The organism is Paenibacillus wynnii (assembly GCF_030812855.1).
GTDB classification, from domain to species: domain Bacteria; phylum Bacillota; class Bacilli; order Paenibacillales; family Paenibacillaceae; genus Paenibacillus_AQ; species Paenibacillus_AQ wynnii_A.
In genome coordinates this window covers 37,901-58,906 of record NZ_JAUSTK010000032.1, presented here as the reverse complement: position 1 = coordinate 58,906, position 21,006 = coordinate 37,901, and the positions used below count along the sequence as shown (strand labels likewise).

The 21,006-nt window shown below is 45.1% G+C and carries 22 protein-coding genes; 5 read left to right on the top strand and 17 right to left on the bottom strand.

The window, feature by feature from the left end:
• Nucleotides 1-178: 178 nt before the first annotated feature.
• The 3 genes from J2T20_RS22155 to J2T20_RS22145 all read right to left on the bottom strand — a co-directional run bounded on the left by J2T20_RS22155 (nt 179) and on the right by J2T20_RS22145 (nt 2,483).
• Nucleotides 179-313 (bottom strand): hypothetical protein, encoded by a 135-nt coding sequence (locus J2T20_RS22155; protein ID WP_307591640.1) that lies wholly within the window; start codon nt 311-313, stop codon nt 179-181.
• Nucleotides 314-462: 149 nt separating this feature from the next.
• Nucleotides 463-1,656: a class I SAM-dependent methyltransferase gene (locus J2T20_RS22150; protein ID WP_307591638.1), complete on the bottom strand. Its 1,194-nt coding sequence runs from the start codon at nt 1,654-1,656 to the stop codon at nt 463-465.
• Between the two features lie 155 nt (nt 1,657-1,811).
• Nucleotides 1,812-2,483: a DUF6483 family protein gene (locus J2T20_RS22145; RefSeq protein ID WP_307591636.1), complete on the bottom strand. Its 672-nt coding sequence runs from the start codon at nt 2,481-2,483 to the stop codon at nt 1,812-1,814.
• Between the two features lie 227 nt (nt 2,484-2,710).
• Between J2T20_RS22145 and J2T20_RS22140 the strand changes: the two genes are divergently transcribed.
• Both J2T20_RS22140 and J2T20_RS22135 read left to right on the top strand, forming a co-directional pair.
• Nucleotides 2,711-3,244 (top strand): winged helix-turn-helix domain-containing protein, encoded by a 534-nt coding sequence (locus tag J2T20_RS22140; protein WP_307591634.1) that lies wholly within the window; start codon nt 2,711-2,713, stop codon nt 3,242-3,244.
• Entirely contained in the window at nt 3,245-4,573 is a 1,329-nt protein-coding gene (locus J2T20_RS22135) for an MFS transporter (protein ID WP_307591632.1), read from the top strand.
• Between the two features lie 9 nt (nt 4,574-4,582).
• Here the strand turns inward: J2T20_RS22135 and J2T20_RS22130 are convergent, their stop codons facing one another.
• On the bottom strand, nt 4,583-5,377 hold the full coding sequence (locus J2T20_RS22130) for an alpha/beta fold hydrolase (RefSeq protein WP_307591630.1): 795 nt from the start codon (nt 5,375-5,377) through the stop codon (nt 4,583-4,585).
• Between the two features lie 491 nt (nt 5,378-5,868).
• Nucleotides 5,869-6,396 carry a spore protease YyaC gene (gene yyaC / locus J2T20_RS22125; protein WP_307591628.1) on the bottom strand — a complete coding sequence of 176 codons (528 nt, stop codon included), beginning with the start codon at nt 6,394-6,396 and terminating at the stop codon, nt 5,869-5,871.
• 134 nt (nt 6,397-6,530) lie between these two features.
• Here yyaC and J2T20_RS22120 point away from each other — a divergent pair, with 134 nt between their 5' ends.
• Nucleotides 6,531-6,755: a DUF1128 domain-containing protein gene (locus J2T20_RS22120; RefSeq protein ID WP_307591626.1), complete on the top strand. Its 225-nt coding sequence runs from the start codon at nt 6,531-6,533 to the stop codon at nt 6,753-6,755.
• Nucleotides 6,756-6,884: 129 nt separating this feature from the next.
• Here J2T20_RS22120 and J2T20_RS22115 read toward each other — a convergent pair whose 3' ends face one another.
• Together J2T20_RS22115 and J2T20_RS22110 are read right to left on the bottom strand one after the other, a co-directional pair.
• Nucleotides 6,885-7,604 carry a pirin family protein gene (locus J2T20_RS22115; RefSeq protein WP_307591624.1) on the bottom strand — a complete coding sequence of 240 codons (720 nt, stop codon included), beginning with the start codon at nt 7,602-7,604 and terminating at the stop codon, nt 6,885-6,887.
• Between the two features lie 136 nt (nt 7,605-7,740).
• Nucleotides 7,741-8,742, bottom strand: coding sequence for an asparaginase (locus tag J2T20_RS22110; protein WP_307591622.1), 1,002 nt, complete (start codon nt 8,740-8,742; stop codon nt 7,741-7,743).
• 257 nt (nt 8,743-8,999) lie between these two features.
• Here J2T20_RS22110 and J2T20_RS22105 point away from each other — a divergent pair, with 257 nt between their 5' ends.
• Both J2T20_RS22105 and J2T20_RS22100 read left to right on the top strand, forming a co-directional pair.
• The gene (locus J2T20_RS22105; RefSeq protein ID WP_307591620.1) at nt 9,000-9,431 is read left to right on the top strand and encodes a YtxH domain-containing protein; all 432 of its coding nucleotides are present in this window, start codon (nt 9,000-9,002) and stop codon (nt 9,429-9,431) included.
• A 138-nt stretch (nt 9,432-9,569) separates the two neighbouring features.
• Nucleotides 9,570-9,902, top strand: coding sequence for a DUF5665 domain-containing protein (locus J2T20_RS22100; RefSeq protein ID WP_307591618.1), 333 nt, complete (start codon nt 9,570-9,572; stop codon nt 9,900-9,902).
• Nucleotides 9,903-10,014: 112 nt separating this feature from the next.
• On the opposite strand, the gene J2T20_RS22095 is transcribed toward J2T20_RS22100, so the two are convergent.
• The 10 genes from J2T20_RS22095 to J2T20_RS22050 form a co-directional block, all read right to left on the bottom strand.
• Nucleotides 10,015-10,785: a sigma-70 family RNA polymerase sigma factor gene (locus J2T20_RS22095; protein ID WP_307591616.1), complete on the bottom strand. Its 771-nt coding sequence runs from the start codon at nt 10,783-10,785 to the stop codon at nt 10,015-10,017.
• Nucleotides 10,782-11,234 (bottom strand): anti-sigma B factor RsbW, encoded by a 453-nt coding sequence (gene rsbW, locus J2T20_RS22090; RefSeq protein WP_307591614.1) that lies wholly within the window; start codon nt 11,232-11,234, stop codon nt 10,782-10,784. The genes J2T20_RS22095 and rsbW overlap by 4 nt, the downstream gene beginning before the upstream one ends.
• Nucleotides 11,235-11,252: 18 nt before the next feature.
• A complete protein-coding gene (locus J2T20_RS22085) occupies nt 11,253-11,591 on the bottom strand; it encodes an STAS domain-containing protein (RefSeq protein WP_307591612.1) in 339 nt (112 codons plus the stop codon).
• 86 nt (nt 11,592-11,677) lie between these two features.
• On the bottom strand, nt 11,678-13,348 hold the full coding sequence (locus J2T20_RS22080) for a response regulator (protein ID WP_307591610.1): 1,671 nt from the start codon (nt 13,346-13,348) through the stop codon (nt 11,678-11,680).
• Between the two features lie 18 nt (nt 13,349-13,366).
• Entirely contained in the window at nt 13,367-14,236 is an 870-nt protein-coding gene (locus tag J2T20_RS22075; protein ID WP_373457843.1) for a CheR family methyltransferase, read from the bottom strand.
• 81 nt (nt 14,237-14,317) lie between these two features.
• Nucleotides 14,318-17,980: a response regulator gene (locus J2T20_RS22070; RefSeq protein WP_307591608.1), complete on the bottom strand. Its 3,663-nt coding sequence runs from the start codon at nt 17,978-17,980 to the stop codon at nt 14,318-14,320.
• Nucleotides 17,977-19,152, bottom strand: a complete 1,176-nt coding sequence (locus tag J2T20_RS22065; RefSeq protein WP_307591606.1) for a PP2C family protein-serine/threonine phosphatase — start codon at nt 19,150-19,152, stop codon at nt 17,977-17,979. Before J2T20_RS22065 ends, J2T20_RS22070 begins: the two co-directional genes overlap by 4 nt.
• A 178-nt stretch (nt 19,153-19,330) precedes the next feature.
• The gene (locus J2T20_RS22060) at nt 19,331-19,678 is read right to left on the bottom strand and encodes a general stress protein (RefSeq protein ID WP_307591604.1); all 348 of its coding nucleotides are present in this window, start codon (nt 19,676-19,678) and stop codon (nt 19,331-19,333) included.
• Between the two features lie 89 nt (nt 19,679-19,767).
• Complete coding sequence (locus J2T20_RS22055; RefSeq protein ID WP_307591602.1) at nt 19,768-20,298, bottom strand: hypothetical protein; 531 nt, start codon at nt 20,296-20,298, stop codon at nt 19,768-19,770.
• Between the two features lie 54 nt (nt 20,299-20,352).
• A complete protein-coding gene (locus tag J2T20_RS22050) occupies nt 20,353-20,859 on the bottom strand; it encodes a DUF948 domain-containing protein (protein ID WP_307591599.1) in 507 nt (168 codons plus the stop codon).
• Between the last annotated feature and the right edge of the window lie 147 nt (nt 20,860-21,006).

Here is a 21,006-nt window from a genome sequence, read left to right as displayed (position 1 = left end):
GGTTGCGGGTTGCGGGTTGCGGGTTGCGGGTTGCGGGTTGCGGGTTGCGGGTTGCGGGTTGCGGGTTGCGGGTTGCGGGTTGCGGGTTGCGGGTTGCGGGTTACCGTCTGCGGACTGCAGTTTGCAGTTTATCGGTTTCTCGACTGCGTTCTGAGTGCTACAGTCTGAGATATGCGAGTTACCGTCTGCGGCCTACAGTTGGCGACTGCGTTCTGAGTGCTACAGTCTGGGTCTGCGGGTTACCATCTGAGTCTGCACTCCTCGCCCTACGATCTCCTATCTCCCTTCTGCCGTCTGCTCTCAACCGTCTCATCTCCCTTCTTCCTCCTGAGGTCTGGCCTCTACCAACTTTAGGCTATCTACTTTCCCCACAAAAAAACAGGATAGCTAACCTCAAATGGAGGCCGGCTATCCTATCTGTGCAATCAACGTTTTTTCTTCAATGCTCATAAGACGCCCTGATTAAGCTTGTATCGAATGTTCCCCCGGGAGCAAATCCGAGCAAGCTTTTTCCAGGTAAGGCTTCGCCTCCAGAAAATCACGGAATGCGGTATATTCGCGCCATTTGGCAGCTTGATCGCCGCCTGCGTTTTTGACGGCACGGATGAGAATATTCTTCGGAGTATGCTCCATATCAATGAATTCAAGCAGCTGCGTACGGTAACCCATAAGGTCCAACAGTTTGGCACGGATAGCATCGGTTGCCAGCGCCGAGAAGCGCTCCTTCAAGATGCCGTGCGATAACAGCGGTCCAAGCACTTCACTCTCAACTTGTGAGAACAGCTCATGCTGACAGCAGGGTACGGAGAGGATGACGGATGCTCCCCAACGAACCGCTTTTTCCAATGCAGCATCGGTAGCGGTATCACAAGCATGAAGGGTCACAACCATATCTACCTTCTCCAGCTCATCATACTCCGCAATATCACCCACCAGAAAGCGCAGGTTATCATATTGGAGCTTACTCGAAAGTGTACTGCAATGCTCAATAACATCTGCTTTCAAATCGAGACCAACGATCTTAAGCTCCCGTTTCTCGCGCACCGCCAAATAATGATAAAGCGCAAACGTTAAGTATGATTTTCCACAGCCAAAATCAACAATCGTAAGCGGACGGCCGGTAGGCAAGTCTCCCAAAACATCCTCCACCATCTCCAAAAACCGATTGATTTGCCGGAACTTATCATATTTCTTAGCAAGCACCTTTCCCTCGTTGTTCATAATCCCAAGCTCCACGAGAAAGGGAACGGGCTCTCCCTCATTCAGCACATAACGCTTTTGGCGGTTGTGGGTCAGATCAGGCAGCTCCTTTTTTGTCGGAGATTTGGTGAGGATGGATACCTTTTGTTTTTTACTAAGCAGAACCTGATAATCGGCTTCCTGGGTACAAATCAGTCCCTGACGGAACGTGTCGCTCAGCAAAGTAAATAACTCTTCGGCAGCCTGTTCAGCAGGTATGTTGCGATGCTCAACCTTGGGTCCAATATAGTAAGCAAACTGGTAGTGCAGCTTGCCTTTTAATTCTATGGGCTTAATCTGTACCTTGGTGTAGGTTACACCTTCTTTTTTGCGTAATTGGCTTAAGCTCGCCGTTATTAAGGTACGGTCGCTAATTACCTTTTCAATAAGGGTATTCAAGGATTCCACAGGGAACATCTCACTTTCCAGTTCTAAAAATAGAGACCATACGGTCTCTTGTATAACCTTAGTATACTACGGATGAATCCTAAGAGTCTGGCAAGAAGCTACTATTGAACTATCCATTTAACTATCTATTGAATTATCCATTGAAATATCCATTAAGCTATTTCTTAAGCATTCCACTCTTTAGCTTTGGCTATAACGCTCAGCCACTCTTCCTGACCCTGGATAACCTCTGCAAGCGAAAGATTACCGAGTACCAGAACATCAGGATCTATTCGCATTAGTCGCTGATACAACTCGTGACCTTCATCGGCTACTTCTTCTCCCTGTTCCATTAAGCGATAAAGACAATCTTCGGCTTTACCATAACGTCCCGCAGATTCTAGGTAAGGGAGCAGTAAATACTCCGTCTTAATAGGGAGTCGATAGGCTGCGACTGCGGCTATTACTTTATCGATTTCCTGCGTGATTTGCAGCAGCTTTCGGTCTGCACCGTGAAGATGAGCATACAAGTACAGATGCAATGCCTTCATCAACCTTGATAAGGCGGCATACTCGTCATTCTTCTCTATATAAATGCCTGCCTCTTCCTGAAGCATACGGGCCAAACCTTGCAGCTTGTCAACCTCAAGCCCTCCGCCGATACGGAATAAATCTATAACATCCTCCACTGACAAAGAGTTGAGGAGACGTGAATTCAACCGAAAATGCCTATTCAACAACTCATCAATTTCCCATAGAGCCTCCGTTGTTTTCCGTTCTTGCTTAAGCGTCAGCACTTTGGCAACCATCTGTGTCATATCTTCAATCATCCGGACGATGTAATCTCTGCGGAACATTCAGCACGCTCCCTTCCGTTGTACGGTTCAGATTATTTTAAACCATTCCCCTGCTCATTGCCACTAAGCCCAACTGTTAAACAACGATTGACAGTCCATAAATCACTGGGCTACAATACAAAAAACTCGATCTGGATTACAGATCATACTAGAAACAGATTATATGGCAGATTCAGTGACAGCTCTAATTATTAAATATAATTGCTGGCACTTTAAGGGAGGTTCTCATGCGTAACAAGAAAATCGATAAGACACCAATACCAAACCAGCAGCCCTCAGAAGCACCCCTCCCCATATCAGAGGAGCAGGTGAAGCTGCTGGAAAGCGCACTGCGCATCAAAATTATGCATGCACTCGCCCAAGAGGCTCTTACTTCCAAGCAGGTTGCCGAGAAACTGCAAAAGACACCGGGCAACATACATTACCACATTATAAAGCTTTTTGAAGGTGGACTGCTGGAACTGGTAGGAACGGAGGCCGTTGGTGGAATCATTCAGAAATTCTACCGTTCTGAGGCGACTTGGTTTAAAGCACCTAATGTCAGCAGCTTACAGTTCAGCCCGGAGGATCAGATAGAACATTTCACTACAAGGCTGACATTGGCCGCCGATGAATTGGAGCGTTTCCAAACGGAGCTTAAAGAGCTCATTACGAAATGGGAATCGGAAGTGACACACGGTAACGAATATGGCGTGGATATTAATATAGGCCGCCTGCAACAGTTCGATGATGCCATTCCAGAACCGGGAAGTGAGTCCTAGATGATACCGGCAGACACCTCGGAACAAGTTAGCCGCAATCCGCTGCGCAGTTTTGCTGTGCCTTTTATGAGTTCACGGGCCTTCCTTTTTCTTTGGCTAGGTCACCTCATTTCCTTTCTAGGAAGTTCTGTTACCATGGTCATTCTCCCGGTACTGGTCTATTCCTTAACCGGATCAACCACTATTATGGGATTCGTGATGGCTTCTTACATGCTTCCCAACGTACTCATGCTTCCTATTTCCGGACATATCGTTGACCGCTATGACCGAGTTAAGATCATGATGATTGCTGATATCGCCCGATTTTTCATTATGTTGGCCATCGCCCTGCTATCTCTGTCAGGTCTGCTAAGCATTCCGCTCCTGTTTCTGTTTGTGGGATTCTACGGCCTGTTGGACGGCCTGTTCCAACCTGCTTATGCTGCAGTACGAGCCACCGTATTCACCCCGGATATTCGTGTAGCTGCTAATTCGCTAACCCAGATGACTACTCAGGCTGTACGTTTGATCGGCCCTGCCCTAGGAGGGTTGTTGATAACGCATTGGTCAGCGGGTATTGGTTTCGGCTTGGATGCTTTTACGTATGTACTTTCCTTGATCTGCCTGGTCTATTTAAGGAGAGGAATAAGTTACAGCCTTCGGAGACCGTCTACTCTGAGCATTCAAGCTGAAGCTTCAACGGAAGCACAATCGATTCAGGAAGCTTCTCGGTCATTACCTTCAACCCATTGGAAAGACGACTTCAGGGAGGGGATTGCAGTCCTACGGAGTCATCCCTGGCTGTGGATCACCATCCTGGCGTTTTCATTCATTAATATTTGTTATTCCGGTATTATAAGTGTGCTTATTCCTTGGCTTTTCAAGGTTCATCATGGATGGGACCCTTATCTCTATGGTTTAGCAGTAACCTTCTCAGGAGTTGGCGCGATTATCGGAGGGTTATTGTTCGGGTTGAGATCCACTTGGAAACATCGGGGAATTATGGCCTACGGCGGGGCTTTTATTAGCGGCGCTGCTTTGATGGCGATAGCATTTGTCCCTTCTGCCGGCTGGACTATTGCTTTGTTCGCTTTGGAGGGATTCGGTATTATGATCTTTGGTCTGATCTGGGAAATCAGTCTGCAGGAGCTTGTGCCTCAGGAGGCTTTCGGTCGTGTAGCCAGCCTGGATATGTTAGGATCCTTCGCTCTGCTCCCGATCGGCTATATTGCTGTAGGTTGGCTGGCAGATCTTATCGGAGGAGTAGCAACGATCAGCATTTGCGCCGGAATCGGTATGGCTACCATCGCTTTCGTTCTAAGTATCCCAGCTATTCGTAAGTTCCAATAAGAACCTCTGTCATTTCCCGACAGAGGTTCCCAAGAACTCCAAAATAATCTCAGATAGACGATCCGGTGCTTCGAACAGACTCATGTGACCAGCTCCAGGGATCGTTGCTTGTGTGATATTGGCTTGGTCAGAGGTAAAGGTTCTCTCAGCAGGGATGAGAAGATCCTCTGCTCCGGCAAGAAGCAGTACGGGAAGTTCTGTTGCTGAGATTACATCGCGACGATCCGGGCGCTCACGCATAGCCATAGCTGCCCCAACTGCACCCTGAGGAGGAGTCTTGTAGCCAATCTCCTTAGTTCTTACCAGCAGCTGCGGAGAGCGACCCTGGGTATCTGGGGAGAAAAGTCCAGGCACAAGGTCATCCACAAAAGCTGTAATTCCTTGGTTCTGAATCGTACTGACACTTTTCAGGCGCTTTTCCTTCGCCTCTTCACTGTCAGGATAGCCGGTAGAATGAATTAATCCAAAACCCCTTAAGCGTGATCCATACCTCTCCGCGAAGGAAAGCGTAATATATCCGCCCAGAGAATGACCTAGCAGGGTTACCTTAGGAATTTCCAGAGCATCGAGCAGAGCCAAAATATCATCGGCCATCTGATCAATGGTGTAAGCCCCCTTTGGAGCATCAGATGTCCCGTGACCTCGTAAATCAGGAGCAATAACGCGGTAGCTCCCACTCAATAAAGGGGCCACCTTCTCCCAATATTGAGCGCTTCCACAAAAACCATGCAGCAGCACTACAACTTCTCCATCTCCCTGATCACTATAGCCAATATTGGTTCCTTCCGAATGGACAATTTCCATGGTTGCTTCCTTCTTCCTATGTACAAATAGTTTTTTTTATTAAAAAGTATGGCTCTTTCTCAAAATCAGTGCTAGACTTTCCGTTTGCTTCACTGTACCGGGGACGATTTCGATCTAACTTCGCCTGATGCTCACCGGGTTTGGGGAATTACGCCTTACAGTAGCCGATTCGGGGTTGCGGACTAGTCCTTCGGCGAATTAGAGGGGAAACTGCCCGCTAATACCGACCGAAACGACTTTATTTTGAGATGAAAGGGAAAATATCCCTCTAATCTTAGCCATGCCGCCCCAACGAGGTAAATCCTCAAAATTAGCGGGCGAAATCCCTTCTAATTACCCAAACGGGGTGCCGGCACAGAAATAGAGGGGGAAAATCCCTCTATTTGGATATAACGGCTTTCTGTCCTTCCCGTCACCTGTCAAGCACTGATTTTGGTGTTGAGCCAAGAGTATTATCTATTATTAAGCAAAATAGCTTTCGTTGAATCGTCTTAAAGATACCGCCTGAAGCCTGCTGCTGCGGCCTTGGCAATATGCTCAGCCATAGTCATTACCCGGTACAACGGTGTTGTTTGCAGCGTCTGATACGGCTTCGGGCCATTGATATCAACCACAGCTGCAAGGCTGTAATGACCCACCGCCGGAAGAAGAAGTCCTATCGATTGGGCCGGCTGCAGCGGTTCATTAGAGGCAAAAAAGTACCCTAATGCTACAGGGGGTCCCAAGCAGGCATCGATCGCAATAATGGTGTGTTCAGCTGGAATTCCAGCCATTCGTTCAAGCAGGTTATCCGCATCACAGGGCGAAGGAAGTGTACCAATCACATGGGGAAATCCATATTCGAGCAATTTGCTTCCTGTGAGCGGACCGAGTGCATCTCCGGTTGAACGGTCCGTGCCTATACAGAGAAAGGTGATTCCCTCAACAGGATGTTGTTCGGCAATCTCCTGAAAAAAAGGGGACAGCCCTGCTGCGTTCATTTTATTGCGTTTTCCGTTTCCTTGCTCCCTGATTGCCATGCGGGTCCCCCTTATATTTAATACTTCCCTTTAATTTTACATGAATTTTTCTGTGCGGACAAAAAAATGGTGATACTGCACTCAAACATGGTAAAATACATAAATCACTAAGTAGAGAGGATGTTACTTAAACAATGGATTTATCGCAGCCTAGTCAGGAAAATGTTGAATATATGATTGAAGGCATCAAGAACAAACTAAAAATGGCCAGCGCCGCAGCCATGCAGGCATCCGCTTTCTCGGTGGATAAATACGAGGATATCTACGATATCTATGAGGTAACGATGAACGGTGGAAATCTTAGTATTTCCCAGGTTGAAGCCATTGTGTCAGAACTCGGACGTTTACGCCAGAAATAAAGTCTAATAACATAAAAAGGAGCCCCTGTCATTTCACGTCCATCCTGTTAGATGGTTCCGTGCGGCAGTGGGCTCTTTTGCAATTCAGAATCATATTTCCAAGGCGACACTATCATGAGTCCATTCCCTTCATGGAAGATCTATCAATACTAGCTCAGCTTCACCTTCACTGCTTGTCCCCTTGATCTTCAAATCACAGCTCTTCCGAATGCGTGCAGCATCACCCGGCTGTAAATTAAATGCACCTTCAGAACATGATATTTCCACATGGCCTGAAAGCAGAAACACATGGGTACGTCTTTCCTCCTGCTGCGGATACACGAGTTCTTTGCCCGTCTCCAGAGTGGATAGATATACTGTTGCATCCTCATTAACAGTCATTGAACCCTCATCTAGCGTACCTGAAGCTACGGGAAGGAGCTGATTTCTTCGAAATTCAGGCGGAAAGTATTTCGCATCCCATTTGGGTGCAAGCCCCGGCTCCTTAGGGAGAAGCCAGATTTGCAGGAAACGTACATTATCATCCTCTGACGGATTGGTCTCGGAATGATTTATTCCAGTTCCTGCGCTCATCGTCTGTACCGTACCGGCCTGCAGATCTGCTCTATTCCCTATGTCATCCTCATGCCTAAGGACTCCGGAGACTACATATGTTACAATCTCCAAATCATGATGCGGATGCTCATGCATACCCTGCTTGGGCTTCAGTTCATTCTCGTTGTGCGCTAAAAGTGAACCAAAGTGAGCATTGCTGGGGTCATCATAATCGGCAAACGAAAAACTGAATTCACTGTGTATCCATTCTCTATTTGAAGTATGCCGCTCTGCTGAAGTTACTACTTTAATCATAACCTTTGCACCTCCAGGATGTTGGAAATCCCCCATTCTTGAACGGGAGAATGTAACTCCTCACTCGAATAGTAATTAGGCGCTTTAATTAATTATTTCTTACCCGCTTCTTTTCCTCATCAATCATGATCGACCTCTATAATATTTCCAGCTTGAACTCTGCTTCCGCTGAACCGACCCTCGTTCCACCGTCATTATATATGTCTCCGGGATAAGCAGCATGGAGTTTCTTCATTGTATTTTCATTACTATATCCAATCTGCTTCAATATGCTATGCACGATGAGACCCCACTCTTCCTCAGAACCGTCCAGAACCTTAAAGGCAATACCGAGACGTTCGCGGCGTAAGCCGAAGCAGTACACGCCCTTAAAGCCTCCCTTGGCAATAATGTTATCATCCTCCAACAGAATGGAATCCAGACGCCCGTAGCCGGAGACCATTTCGGGATGGGCATTCATCGCAGCGGTAATCGTGGTTACAGCCTCCCGTGTAGCCATATCTCCTATTAGACTTGGACAGGCCAGCTTCAGATAAGCACCAGCAAGAGCGGTCAACGGCAAAGCAAATACCGGAAGGCCGCAGCCGTCCGTTCCAAGTCCGATACTTTCAGGAGCAACGTCTGCCATATATGCGAGAGTATTGATGATTTCCCGTTGAACAGGATGATCTCTGTCCGCATACTTCCCCAGAGGAAAACCTTTCAATTGACTGTAGGATAAGATCCCCAGATGCTTGCCAGAGCAATTGTGATAGATTTTTCTTTTGCCAAGTCCCCGGATGGCTTCCTCACGGCTGTTGTCATCAAGCGGATAACTTGTAGCACATAACATATTGTTTTCACCAACGCCCACCTTAGATGAAATACTCTCCAGCGCAGTGATATGATAGCTTTCTCCACGGTGAGAAGCAGTCATCAATGCAATTTCAGCCTGTGTTAGATGATAATGTTCAGCGATCCCTCCCCGGATGCCGGGAATGGCCTGCAGCGGTTTTGCTGCTGAACGAGTGAAGGATACAAATCCCGGATCACCGGCATATCCCTTTAATTTACCGTCTTCTCCTACAATAGCGATATGTCCGCTATGAATGCATTCTATTAATTCAGCACGATATTCGCGCACAAGAACTGTCTCCATGATGTCTCTCCTCGTTTCTCTTTATCTATAACAATCATAACAATAAGAAATTATAACATCTTTCTAATGGGCGGGGCAGTTTGTAAAGTCGGATAAACGCTTGTTTACCCGTGTAAAAGCCCCAATTCTTCACCTATCCTTTCACTTGCTCCGGTAATCTTTCCCTTGCTATTCTATTGTTTCAGCCTAATCTCCAACGTTTAAATACGAAGTAAGATAACTTCAGAATACAATATTCCAATAAGGAGTGATTAGTGATGAGTAACGTAGAACATGAAGTGGAAACTGGAAGCAACTTTCTAAAAGGGATTTTTATTGGAGGCTTGCTGGGTGCTGCGGCAGCATTACTATTTGCACCGAAACCTGGTAGTCAAATGCGCAGCGACCTTTCTGACAAACTCACTCTTGCAACCGATAAAACGAAAGCTCTTGCCACAACAGTTTCTGAAAAGGCAACCGATCTGGCTAGTACAGTGTCGACCAAAGCGTCTGATCTTTACACCACTGTTACTGAAAGTAAGCAGCAAATTGCCGCTACTTTACAGGAAACTGGCAAAAAGATTGGAGAAACGATAAGTGACGCTTCCACCGATGTGGCGTCTGATGTGGAGGACGCCTCCAAGAAAGTCACTGATGAAGCCAAGGATGCGAAAGAAGAAGTGGTTTCTTCCTATAAGTCTTCCTATTAATTTGCGGTAAAAACAGCTATGAATCATTTACCCATAGCCAGCTGTTCGCAGCTGGCTATTCCCATGCGTTAATACAGTTCTATTTATAATAATAAAGGATAATAAAGCCTTATACGGCTAAGAAAGCAGGGATAGCCCATGGGAGTTAACACAAGTAAAGCTAAATCCTATGAAGTGGAAGAGCATCCCTTCGAACTTCGACATGAAGTTAGACGTTTAAACGCCAGGCTCGATAAAATCGCTGATTTACTGGAAAAGTCGGAGTTCAAAGATATACTTGAGAATTACACAGATCCCAAAAAGCGTATCCTTACGAACCTTTTGGCCGGTATTTCCAGAGGACTCGGTTTATCTCTGGGTACCTTTGTGATTCTCGGTGTACTCGGATACATCGCCAGTCTATTTCTAAATGTACCTGTCATCGGAGAGTACCTGGGTGAGATTAAAAAGTATATCGATGCTAATAATTAATGGCACGGATTAAGAAAGAGTGACTACGATTTAAAAAACTAGCATGGATCTCCGCTATGGAGACTTGCTAGTTTTTGTTTTCGCTCTATTGAGGTTTGCTAGGCTTGTCTGATTAAAAAGCTGAATTGGACATAATCTGCTTCAGTTTCTCTGTAGCCCGTTTCTGAATTCTGGATACACTCATTTGGGATACACCAAGCTTCTGAGCAATCGCCCGTTGTGACTGTCCATCTTGGAAGGCCAGCAGCAGCACCTGTTGCTCCTGCTTTTTAAGCTGTCCCAACGCTTGTTGTAGATCCATTCGTTTCTCAACGGTTTCGTAATCATTAGCCTCCGAGCTGATAAGCTCACCTAACGTGGCCCCTGTCTCTTCCTGTGAAAGCGGTGAATCCAGAGATACGTAATGGTAGCATTCACGCCCGGCTAACACTTCTACAGTTTCTTCTACTGATAAATCAAGGTACTTGGCAATTTCCTTAACGTCAGGTGAGCGTTCCAGTCTTATAGTCAATTCATCAATAGCATGCTGGACCAATGCGCCCTTTTCCTTAATTCGTCTTGGAACCTGAATGTACCAGGATTTATCCCGCAGGAAATTTTTCATGTGGCCAATCATGCTTTTCATAGCATAAGGCTCGAAAGGAATTCCCATGCTGATATCATATTGCTTTAATAAGCGGATAAGAGCCATTTGACCTACCTGATACAAATCTTCATATAAATCCGGTCGGTTACGTGCAATCTTACCTGCAGCCATCTTGACCATAGGCTCATATTTACGAATGAGTACGGTGGCTATTTCATTATTTTGCGTTTGCTGGTATTCCCAGATTAGGCTTACTGCTTCATTCATGGACTCGGGGGGAGTCACTTTTTCATTCATACTTTCTCCTCACTAAAATTAAGCCGCTTAGTCAAGGTTACTACAGTCCCTCTCCCAGCTTCGCTTACCACGCTAACATCATCCATTAAAGCTTGCATTAAGTAGAAGCCTAACCCGCCAACTTGAACATCACTCAGCTCTTTGTCATGGAGCGTCATGCGTTCTACCGGCGAATCCAAGCTGTCAAAGCTCTCCCCCTCATCTTTGACTGTAATGGACAAGGCACTTTCTCTTACCTCAAAAATCACGTCAACCATGCCGTCTTTCTGACCATATGCATACAGCACGGAGTTATTACAAGCTTCCGATACTGCCACTTTCATATCTTCAATATCTTCATAGGTAAAACCCATTTTTGAAGCAATTCCATATAGATTTAATCTCACAATATCAACATAGTCTGCGCTGGCAGGCAACTGAAGCATTACTTTTTGCACATCATCACTCATCCTTAGCTCGATCCTTTCCTAGTGGGAATTCTCTTGGGGGGCGAAAAATTTGGCGATGCCTGTCATATCAAACAGTTTCTGTATTTGCGACGGAACTTCCACCACACTAAATTTAACATCCATCCCATGTCTTGCTTTTAAAATCGACAATAAAATGCCAATGCCTGTGCTATCGATATATTTTAGCTCTTTAAGATTAATAACGAGGTCCAGCCCCGTGTCACCTACCAGCGGTTCCAGAACCAACCGGAAATCGGGGGCAACCGATAAATCCAATTCGCCCGTTAGATAAACGGTGCAAATATTTTCTACAGTTTCGGTCACTGCTTGAAACTTTTCGCTTTTATGTGTATTCATAGACAATCTCTCCTGATTAAATGTTTTCTTTACCAATAACCCTAATGCCATACCCTTGAAACAAATCAGAACTGGTAATTAATGATTTAGGCATGATGCTTGGACGAAGTGCGATCGAATAAAAGAGGCTCATTGTTGGAATAACGTATTAATGTCTGTCTTAAACTGCTGATCTTAAGAGGCTTACTAATATAATCATTCATGCCCGAGGCCAGACAGCGATTCTGAATACCCTCCATGATATTGGCAGTCATTGCAATTATGATAGCTTTTTCAGCCGAAAGCCCGTTTCCGCTGCGTATTTGGGCTGTCGCTTCCAAACCGTCCATAATTGGCATTTGAACGTCCATAAATATAAATTCATACGGATAGGAATAAGCTAGCTCTACGGCTTGTCTGCCGTCTTCAGCAGTATCCGCCTGGAAGCCTAGCTTGTTAAGCATACTGACCAACAGCTTCTGATTAATGGGATGATCATCAACCACCAATACTTTAGCTCTGTTCTCTCTGGGTTGAATCGCACTCCCAACCTCTTCCTCCTTGCTAGTCAGACGGTTTACTTCATCTGGCACTGCAGCCTGAATCGTAAAAACAAACGTAGTCCCTTTTTCCTCCATGGATTCTACCCGGATGTCCCCACCCATCATTCCAACCAGAGACTTGCAGATCGCCAGTCCAAGACCTGTGCCACCATATTTGCGAGTCATGGAAGAATCTAACTGAGAGAACGGTTTGAACAGTCGATGGCGCTTATCCGGAGATATCCCTATTCCGGTATCCCTTATCGTAAATTCCAGGATTATTCTATTATCTGATGTTTCTATAATAGAAGCAACTAAGTATACGCCGCCTTGATTCGTAAACTTGATTGCATTAGAGACCAAATTAATAAGTACTTGCCGCAAACGGGCCATATCTCCATATAAAAGAGCCGGTAATTTCTGATCAATAAAGTAAGCCAGCTCAATATTTTTCTTGCCTGCTTCTATTGAAAAGAGAGTAAAAACTTCCTGAATACAGGATTGAAGCTCGAACAGCTGCTGTTCCATTTCCATTTTTCCAGATTCCATCTTAGTAAAATCAAGGATATCATTAATAACAGTAACGAGTGAATCTGCGCTCCTACGGATAATATCTACGTATTCCTGCTGCTCGGGGCCTAGTTCTGTCTCCATAAGTAAATCTATCATTCCCACTACACCGTTCATAGGCGTGCGGATTTCATGACTCATCATGGCCAGGAATTCGGTTTTTGCCTTTGCTGCAATGTCCGCTTCTTCTTTCGCTTTAACGAGCTCGGCATTGATTCTCTCCAGCTCCTGTGTCTTTTGCTGCAGAAGCATAGACTGATTCTGGTGCATTTTATTCGTCAAATACATCTCTACAAATCCTTCAATCTTGGATTTAAGAATTTGTGGAATAAACGGCTTTACCATATAGTCAATGGCACCGGCAGAATAACCGGCAAACAAATGCTCCGCTTCTTTGCTATTGGCCGAAATAAAGATAATCGGAATATTCTTCGTCTTCTCTCTGGCCTTAATTAATCGAGCGGTCTCAATTCCATCCATCCCCGGCATTTGCACATCCAGTACAATCACCGCGAATTCATATCTTAACAAACACCTCAGTGCTTCTTCACCGGAGTTCGCCTTCACAAGCTTATATTGCTGACTCTCAAGCACCGCCTCCAGTGCCAGCAAATTTTCAGGACGGTCGTCAACAAGCAGTATATGAATCGGTTCGCGAAACCCCATAAGATCCTCCTAAGCACACTATTTCACCTTACGATAAATTTTCTCTACCCTGTCCAAAGCCTCGTAGCTATCGCTATGTTTGGTGAAGTGAATGGATTCCTTAGAACCCAGCACCAGAACTCCAAATCGGCTCAAACTTTCATTAAATAAGCCATGTACATTATCCCGGAGTTCATCATTGAAATAAATCATTACATTACGGCAAAAAATAACATTAAACTCATTAAAAGAAGTATCTGTAGCTAAATTATGCTCGGCAAAAATAATGTTCTTCCGTAAATAAGGCTGAAGAATAACCGAGTTATACTTAGCGGAGTAATATTCCGAAAAAGCGCGGGTCCCTCCCGCTTCTAAATAATTTTTGGTATACTGCTTCATCTTACTGATCTCATATACGCCTTCCTTAGCTTGCTGCAATGAACGGTTATTCATGTCTGTGGCATAGATTCGCGCCTTGTCATAAAGACCTTCCTCATGCAGCAGGATAGCCATGGAATATACCTCTTCTCCCGTTGAGCAGCCGGCATGCCAAATCCGGATGTAGGGGTAGGTACGTAGTAGAGGGATTACCTTCTTGCGGAAGGTTAAAAACAACCCTGGATCTCTGAACATCTCTGTAACAGGGATGGATAAGCTATAGATAAGGCGTTCAAAACACGCCCGATCATGCAATACCTTCTCCTGCAGTGCGGATATGTTGGGCACATTCTCAGAATGTACATGATGCCAAATCCGCCGTTTCAAAGAAGGCAGCGCATAATTTCGGAAGTCATATCCATACAGGCGGTGTACGCCCTCGAGAAGCAGCTGAATTTCTATATCTTCCAATTCATTTTTACCTGTCGTCAGAGCGAATTCCTTCTCATATTCACGTTCCATTGCCTTCATAGTTATCCCGGCTCCCTTAATATTGCGTTATTCCGGACTGGCTGAAAGTAGATCTGTAAACCTATTACCCCAAAATGGGCTTTACGAATACAACCAAACACGCATTAGTGAAAGAAGCTGATCGGTACCTATAGGTTTCTTCATGTAATCCGATACTCCAGCCTCAATACACTTTGTCCGATCCACTTTCATGGCCTTGGCCGTAAGAGCAATAATTGGAAGTTTCGCAAACTGCGGCATTTGACGAATTCGGCGAGTAGCCTCGTATCCGTCCATTTCCGGCATCATCATATCCATCAGGATCAGATCAAAGTCATCCTGCTCCGCAAGGATATCCAGTGCTTCTTTCCCGTTTTCAGCAAATTTAACTTCCATATGATATCCTTCCAGAACACTGGAAAGAGCGAATACATTACGGATATCATCATCTACGAGCAATATTTTCTTTCCATTGAACAGTTCTTCTTTATTATGGAGCTTTTGCAGGATCTTACGCTTATCCTCTGGAAGATTTGCCTCAACGCGGTGCAGGAAAAGCGTTGTTTCATCCAGCAATCGTTCAGGAGAACGAACATCCTTTATGATAATCGATTCCGCATATTTACGAAGCTTGGTCTCTTCCTTGCTGTCCAAGTCTTTTCCAGTATAAATAATGATCGGTAGATCATTTAGTTCTTCGTCATCACGGATCTGGTCCAGCAAATCAAAGCCATTCATATCGTCCAGCATCAGATCAAGAACCATACAGTCATATCTTTGCTTACGAAGTTCTTGCAGCGCCTCCGCGCCAGTAGAAACCGCAGTAATCTCCACGTCATCATGTCCGATCAGCTCTGTGATGGAACGTCGTTGATTTTCATCATCCTCAACAATAAGAAGATGCTTCAAGGTACTGGAGGTATAATTCTCAATAGCTGAGAACGCCCGGTCCAGCGCTTCCCTTGATGCCGGCTTTCGGATATATGCCATGGCCCCCATCATAAGCCCCTGCTTAACTTCATCATTGAACGAAATGACGTGCACAGGAATATGCCGTGTCTGAGATGACCCCTTCAATTCCCTCAGAATGGACCAACCATCCATAACCGGCAGTTGAATATCCAGAATAATAGCATCCGGCAAATATGTTCTAGCCATCTGCAGTCCGGTGTCACCCTGAAGGGCTACCAGTCCCTTATAACCTCGTCCACGGGCCATGCCCAGCAATATTTTTGCAAAGCTGGCATCATCCTCAATAACAAGCAATACTTTATCGTCTGAATTCATTAATTCTCGATCATCCTCAATAACGGCCTGCACCTGCTTTACAGGTTTTGAGGAAGACTGATTGTAGGTACCCACCAGCCCGACAAGAGACTCTGCTTTTCCCGCTGCGGTAGCCTCAACAGCACTCGGATGTAAGTTGTATTCACCGTCAACCGGTATATAGAAAGTAAATACACTGCCTTGGCCTTCACGGGAATCAAGCACAACGGCTCCCCCCAATAGTCGGGCTAACTCACGGCTGATGGACAAACCAAGTCCAGTTCCACCGTATTTTCGGCTTGTGGTTCCGTCTACCTGTTGAAAGGCTTCAAATACAAGATCCGTTTTGTCAGCCGGAATCCCGATGCCGCTGTCCTTCACAGCAAGAGCAATATACTCCTTATCCTGCCGCAAATATGGGGGAAGAGAATCACTTGTCGCCCTGCTGACGCAAAACTCCACAAATCCCTCGCTTGTAAATTTAAATGCATTAGATAACAGATTACGCAGAATTTGCTTCAAACGGTGACTGTCAGTGACAATGTAATCAGGGAGCGGTTCTTCAAAGGAAATGCGGAGTGACAAACCCTTCTTAATAGCCTGAGGGCCGAAGTTCTGTTTCACGAAGCTCTTCAGATCAACCATCTTAACAGATTCACTACTCAGCTCCATCTTTCCGGCATCCACTTTAGACAGGTCAAGGATCTCATCAATCATTTTGAGCAAATCTGCACCGGACATATAAATAGTATTGGCGAATTCAACCTGCTTCTCGGTCAAATTGCCATCCTTATTTTCAGTCAAAAGTTGGGACAAAATGAGCAAGCTGTTAAGGGGAGTCCGTAACTCATGCGACATATTCGCCAAAAATTCCGATTTGTACTTACTGGTTATAGATAACTGCATGGCTTGTTTTTCCAGTTGACTGCGCGCACCTTCAATCTCATCCTTCTTCTCTTCGACCTCTTTAACCTGTGCTTCCAACGCCTGGGTCTTGGAGATCAGTTCACCGTTATAATGCTCCAGTTCTTCTTGTTGCCGTTGCAGCAAATCCTCAGAACGTCTGAGTGCATCCGTCTGTTCCTCCAGATTTTCATTGGAACGGCGGAGCTCCTCCTGCTGCGTCAGTAATTCTTCCGACTGGCATTGCAGTTCTTCTGTGAGAGCTTGCGACTCACGCAACAACTCCTTGACCACTAAGCTGCGGCTTACATTGTTAAGAATAATAGCCAGATTAGCAGCAAGCTGCTTCAGAAGTTCGGTATGCAGCCCGGTAAAAGAATTAAATGAGGCAAATTCAATGACTCCAAGCAAGTCGTCCTCAAATATAAGCGGGTAAATGGAAATATGGTTAGGCCGGGACTCTCCAAGCCCGGAGGTAACTTTCAAATAGTTATCTGGAGTAGACTCTAGCTTAATAGGCCTCTTGTCCATCGCACTCTGCCCCACAAGCCCTTGTCCAATTTCAAAGCTCTCCTTAGTTGAACTAACGCCCTCATAGGCGTAAGTAGCACTAATATTCAGCACATTGGGATTGCTGACGTCTTTTAGATATAACGCCCCAAATTGGGCGCCGACCTCAGGGGTAAATTCATTAATAAAGGTCTGGGATATTTCTTCAAGTGAATTCACACCGCGCAGTAGTTCTGTTACCTTTGCCACATTTGCGTTCAGCCACGACTGATCGCTTTGTGCCTGTGTATATGCCTTTTCCATCTGCTGTTTTTCTTCCAAATCCTCTGCCATTTCTTTAAAAACACGGGCTATATCACCGATCTCATCCTTGGAGGTGACTTTAATACGGCAAATAGCTCTCATTTTCCCATTACCGAAGCTGCTGATCATCATTGATACTACATTCAGTCCGCGCGTAATACTCGGGATAACCCATAGAATGATACCGAGGCCCAGCAGCAGCCCTATAATCATAATCAGGGTAACCATTTGAATGGAACTATGATAAGCGGATTTCGCGTTAGCTATCTCCTCATTGATCATAAAGTTCTCGAAATCGGATAGGCTATTTAAGCTGGATAACATTTCATTTACAACAGCCTGTCCATTATTGTTATGATAGGTTCTCGCTTTATCTGGTTCATTCTGATCTAATAACTCCAGGATTTTTTCCTGATATTCCAAATAATTCACACCCGCTGTTTCGATGCGCTTGATCATTTGAAATTCTTCGGAATTTGAAATTTGCTTGTTCATCTGTTTATAATAATCGCTTGCTCTTTTTTGGTTGCCCTTAATTTCATCCTTTTGTGCATTCACAGATTGTATATCTGAATGGAGCATAATAGAAGCTAACGTACGGGCCATACTATTCACTTCTCCTCGCATGCCCGCAGAAGAACGAATCTTTTGGTAGCGTTCCTGATATATCGTATCCAACTGTCCATTCATATAGTTAAGGCGATTAAATCCGACTATCGTAAGACTCAGCATAATAGCCAGCATTGTAGTGAAACCGATCAACAATTTGGCTCTAATCTTCATTCCTTATCTTTTCCCTTCTTCAATGATACCCACACCAGGCATTTATCGTCATCCCGGTCCTTATTATCATTTTCTTTGAAGAAGGCATCACGCATGGTTTCTTCCTCCCAGCTATGCACAGCATTCAAATGTCCAATTAGAAAATCAAGCTGATCCTCATGCTCTCCCTTAACCAATTCAAGAAGTCCATCCGTGTATAACGCCAAATGTCCTTCCTCCTCATAGGTTAAGCTTTGAGGTTGAATCTCCATACGATCAAACAAACCCACCGGATGACAGTTGCTCTCCAGCAATACAGGACGTTTGGCCGCACCCTCGAAGAATAGTCCAGGCGGATGGCCTGCATTTACGTAATCAATACGCTTCATTCGAGTGTCTATAACAAGGTATATAGCCGTGAAGTAATACTGAACAAGCTGCTTCTCAATATAGAGCTGGTTGAACCGTCTGTTCAACTCTTGAATAACCTTCTCCGGTTCTACATAGGTGGTTACCGTATCCTTAAGTACGGAAGCGATAAACATACAGAACAGAGACGAGGATATACCATGCCCCATCATATCCAGGAGAACTACCCCGTACCGCCCGTCTCCAAGCGAATACCAGGCATATAAATCACCTGCCAGTTCAAAGGAAGGCTGAAAAAGGGCGTGTACCTCAAAGTTTTCATCCTCCATCGGCAGGCTTAGCACTGCGTTCTGAACCAAGGCTGCCAGCTTTAACTCATCCTGTATATGCTGGTCGCGCTCCTTGTGCCAGTCCTTTTCCTGTTTAAGACGCAGAGCCAGCCGAATTCTCGCCATAAGTTCTACTTTGTTAATCGGCTTCGTTACATAGTCCACAGCACCGGCATCCAATGCTTCCGCCAGCTTTTTCGAATCCCCTACAGCAGTTACCATAATAATGGGAATATCCTTCAAATGTTCATATTGCTGTACTACACGGCAGGCCTCAATCCCGTCCATCTCAGGCATCATCATATCCAATAAAATCAGATCGATGCCCGAAGGACGCGTCCGGTTCCCAACTGCCTCTTTGTCTGAGACACCAAGCAAGTCAAGCATCTCTCTAGCGGAAGAAGCCGTTATAAAATTTCTGTAGTTTTCCTTTTTCAGGATTTCACGGATGATTATTACGTTAGTAGGATTGTCATCTACGATTAAAATTCTCATCACTTTCACCTCGCACGAATAGTATTCCGACCGTAAATCCTGTGTTTCATGAGTTATATGAAGTAATCATAACAGGATATGTTCAACAAATTAACCTCCAGCCCCACTATGGATAGTGGAGCTGGAGGTTGCACTCTTAAACTATGGATCATCCCTCTTTAATTAACGCATAGAGACATTAAAAGGATGGTTTTCTGGCGATCACGAGCACCTTCCCTGAATCGAGCTCTTTCTCATAGAAGTTCGCTTCCGCTCCACTGAATCCCAGTGAAGTGATTTTGAAACGAAGTGCATCACCTCGTGAACGAAACATATTGGCAATCGCACCAAACAGCCCCTCTTCCTTTAAGCCTACCTCATTAGTATTTGCAACATCAACAATACGACCTTCACGCACTTGATCGTGGCTAATGACATAGATATTTTCTCTGCTGTACCCGCTGTTATGCAGAAGGTTCACTTCTTCGATCGCCTGAACACTGTTCTGGAGCACTTTTGCAAATACCTGTGCACCTATTGAATCCATGAGATCACTCTCCCTAGAAGTATTTAGAACGATTTGCAGGAAAACAGAACTGATCTCTCATTAACCTCAATAACACCTTTTGAAACGGGTTAGGATGAGTTTCCATCAAATAAGTCAATTCCGAGCCATTCCCCGGACACTTGATCCCTATATATTTTAAGAGCATTACTTCCTCTTATATATACGTCCCCATCCTCAGCCTTGAAGTCCGGAGCACCAAGAAGGTCTTGGATATCCCCTTTTTCCGGATCCAATTCAATGCCGTTCACAGAAAGAACATGCTCACGAGCTTGGTAAGGAGTGACATGAACATAGAGCACTATACCCTCACAGATCCCGGCGGACAACTCTTCGTATTGATACTCCAAGCAGCCCTGCCAAGGATCCTTCTTGATATCCAAAGGTAAGCCCCTTTGCTCAAGCAGCTCCTCTTCGGTAGCAAACAACTCCACATCTGACAAAGATTCAAAACGGTTTATATATGAAGTAACCGCCTGTGTATGCTGAAGAGCAAACACCGCAGAAGCCGGGCGGGAGTAAGCAGCAGAAAGAGGTTCCTGCTGGGCTGGCTTTTCAAAGTAAGGAGTGAGAAGACTAAGCAGAAGGATTAACACATTCATGTTGTGGTCCCACCTTTCTAAGCTGCATTCGCCGCTAGGCGACTTTGCCTACAATTAACGACGGAATTTTTGCCAAACAGCAGCGCCTACATCTACAGCTTTCAGCAGGGTTCCTATTTTTCCCGAATCGTTTTTCGTATACACGGTATCATAGGTCTTTACTGTACGCTCTTCAGCAGGCGTCACAGGTGTCGATTCAGTGGATGCGCTTTTGGCCTTTTCCTTTAGCTCTCGCGATTTGCGAAGCTTTTCGATAGCCGTCACCGATACCTGCTTCACACTTAGGGTCAGTTCACTCATCACATCACCCAGGTTTTTAACAGAATCCATAATCGGGTCTATCTTTTGGATTTTCCCCTGGACATCCAGAGTAATATCATTCGCATGTCTTACAGTGGTCTTCACTTCATACGTAAGTTCATCTATGGTCTTCTGAACTTCCTGCAGAGTTTGACTTACTTTGTCGAGGGAATCCTTCGCTGATTTTAAGGTTTTAATTAAAAAGAAAACGAGAATAGCAAAAGCTACAGCAACCAGAGCAACGCTTAGTTCAATAATCATATACATACCCCTTCCAATCATTTATGACGGCTTTACTGGCCTTAATATTGCATAGTTACCCCTTCTATAATAGGCCGAAACAAAACCTCCTACGACTCCCGAAGCCGCTCTGAAGTGAATGTTTCAAACCCAAAAGGCTCGTTTAAA

Coding starts and splice junctions, on each gene's coding strand:
- J2T20_RS22060 (WP_307591604.1), bottom strand. CDS start 19,678: ATGGATTCAATAGGTGCACAGGTATTTGCAAAAGTGCTCCAGAACAGT.
- J2T20_RS22145 (WP_307591636.1), bottom strand. CDS start 2,483: ATGTTCCGCAGAGATTACATCGTCCGGATGATTGAAGATATGACACAG.
- J2T20_RS22115 (WP_307591624.1), bottom strand. CDS start 7,604: ATGATTAAAGTAGTAACTTCAGCAGAGCGGCATACTTCAAATAGAGAA.
- J2T20_RS22100 (WP_307591618.1), top strand. CDS start 9,570: ATGGGAGTTAACACAAGTAAAGCTAAATCCTATGAAGTGGAAGAGCAT.
- J2T20_RS22110 (WP_307591622.1), bottom strand. CDS start 8,742: ATGGAGACAGTTCTTGTGCGCGAATATCGTGCTGAATTAATAGAATGC.
- J2T20_RS22085 (WP_307591612.1), bottom strand. CDS start 11,591: ATGAATACACATAAAAGCGAAAAGTTTCAAGCAGTGACCGAAACTGTA.
- J2T20_RS22155 (WP_307591640.1), bottom strand. CDS start 313: ATGAGACGGTTGAGAGCAGACGGCAGAAGGGAGATAGGAGATCGTAGG.
- rsbW (WP_307591614.1), bottom strand. CDS start 11,234: ATGAGTGATGATGTGCAAAAAGTAATGCTTCAGTTGCCTGCCAGCGCA.
- J2T20_RS22070 (WP_307591608.1), bottom strand. CDS start 17,980: ATGAAGATTAGAGCCAAATTGTTGATCGGTTTCACTACAATGCTGGCT.
- J2T20_RS22140 (WP_307591634.1), top strand. CDS start 2,711: ATGCGTAACAAGAAAATCGATAAGACACCAATACCAAACCAGCAGCCC.
- J2T20_RS22065 (WP_307591606.1), bottom strand. CDS start 19,152: ATGAGAATTTTAATCGTAGATGACAATCCTACTAACGTAATAATCATC.
- J2T20_RS22080 (WP_307591610.1), bottom strand. CDS start 13,348: ATGGGGTTTCGCGAACCGATTCATATACTGCTTGTTGACGACCGTCCT.
- J2T20_RS22120 (WP_307591626.1), top strand. CDS start 6,531: ATGGATTTATCGCAGCCTAGTCAGGAAAATGTTGAATATATGATTGAA.
- J2T20_RS22050 (WP_307591599.1), bottom strand. CDS start 20,859: ATGATTATTGAACTAAGCGTTGCTCTGGTTGCTGTAGCTTTTGCTATT.
- J2T20_RS22130 (WP_307591630.1), bottom strand. CDS start 5,377: ATGGAAATTGTCCATTCGGAAGGAACCAATATTGGCTATAGTGATCAG.
- J2T20_RS22055 (WP_307591602.1), bottom strand. CDS start 20,298: ATGAATGTGTTAATCCTTCTGCTTAGTCTTCTCACTCCTTACTTTGAA.
- J2T20_RS22135 (WP_307591632.1), top strand. CDS start 3,245: ATGATACCGGCAGACACCTCGGAACAAGTTAGCCGCAATCCGCTGCGC.
- yyaC (WP_307591628.1), bottom strand. CDS start 6,396: ATGGCAATCAGGGAGCAAGGAAACGGAAAACGCAATAAAATGAACGCA.
- J2T20_RS22105 (WP_307591620.1), top strand. CDS start 9,000: ATGAGTAACGTAGAACATGAAGTGGAAACTGGAAGCAACTTTCTAAAA.
- J2T20_RS22075 (WP_373457843.1), bottom strand. CDS start 14,236: ATGAAGGCAATGGAACGTGAATATGAGAAGGAATTCGCTCTGACGACA.
- J2T20_RS22150 (WP_307591638.1), bottom strand. CDS start 1,656: ATGTTCCCTGTGGAATCCTTGAATACCCTTATTGAAAAGGTAATTAGC.
- J2T20_RS22095 (WP_307591616.1), bottom strand. CDS start 10,785: ATGAATGAAAAAGTGACTCCCCCCGAGTCCATGAATGAAGCAGTAAGC.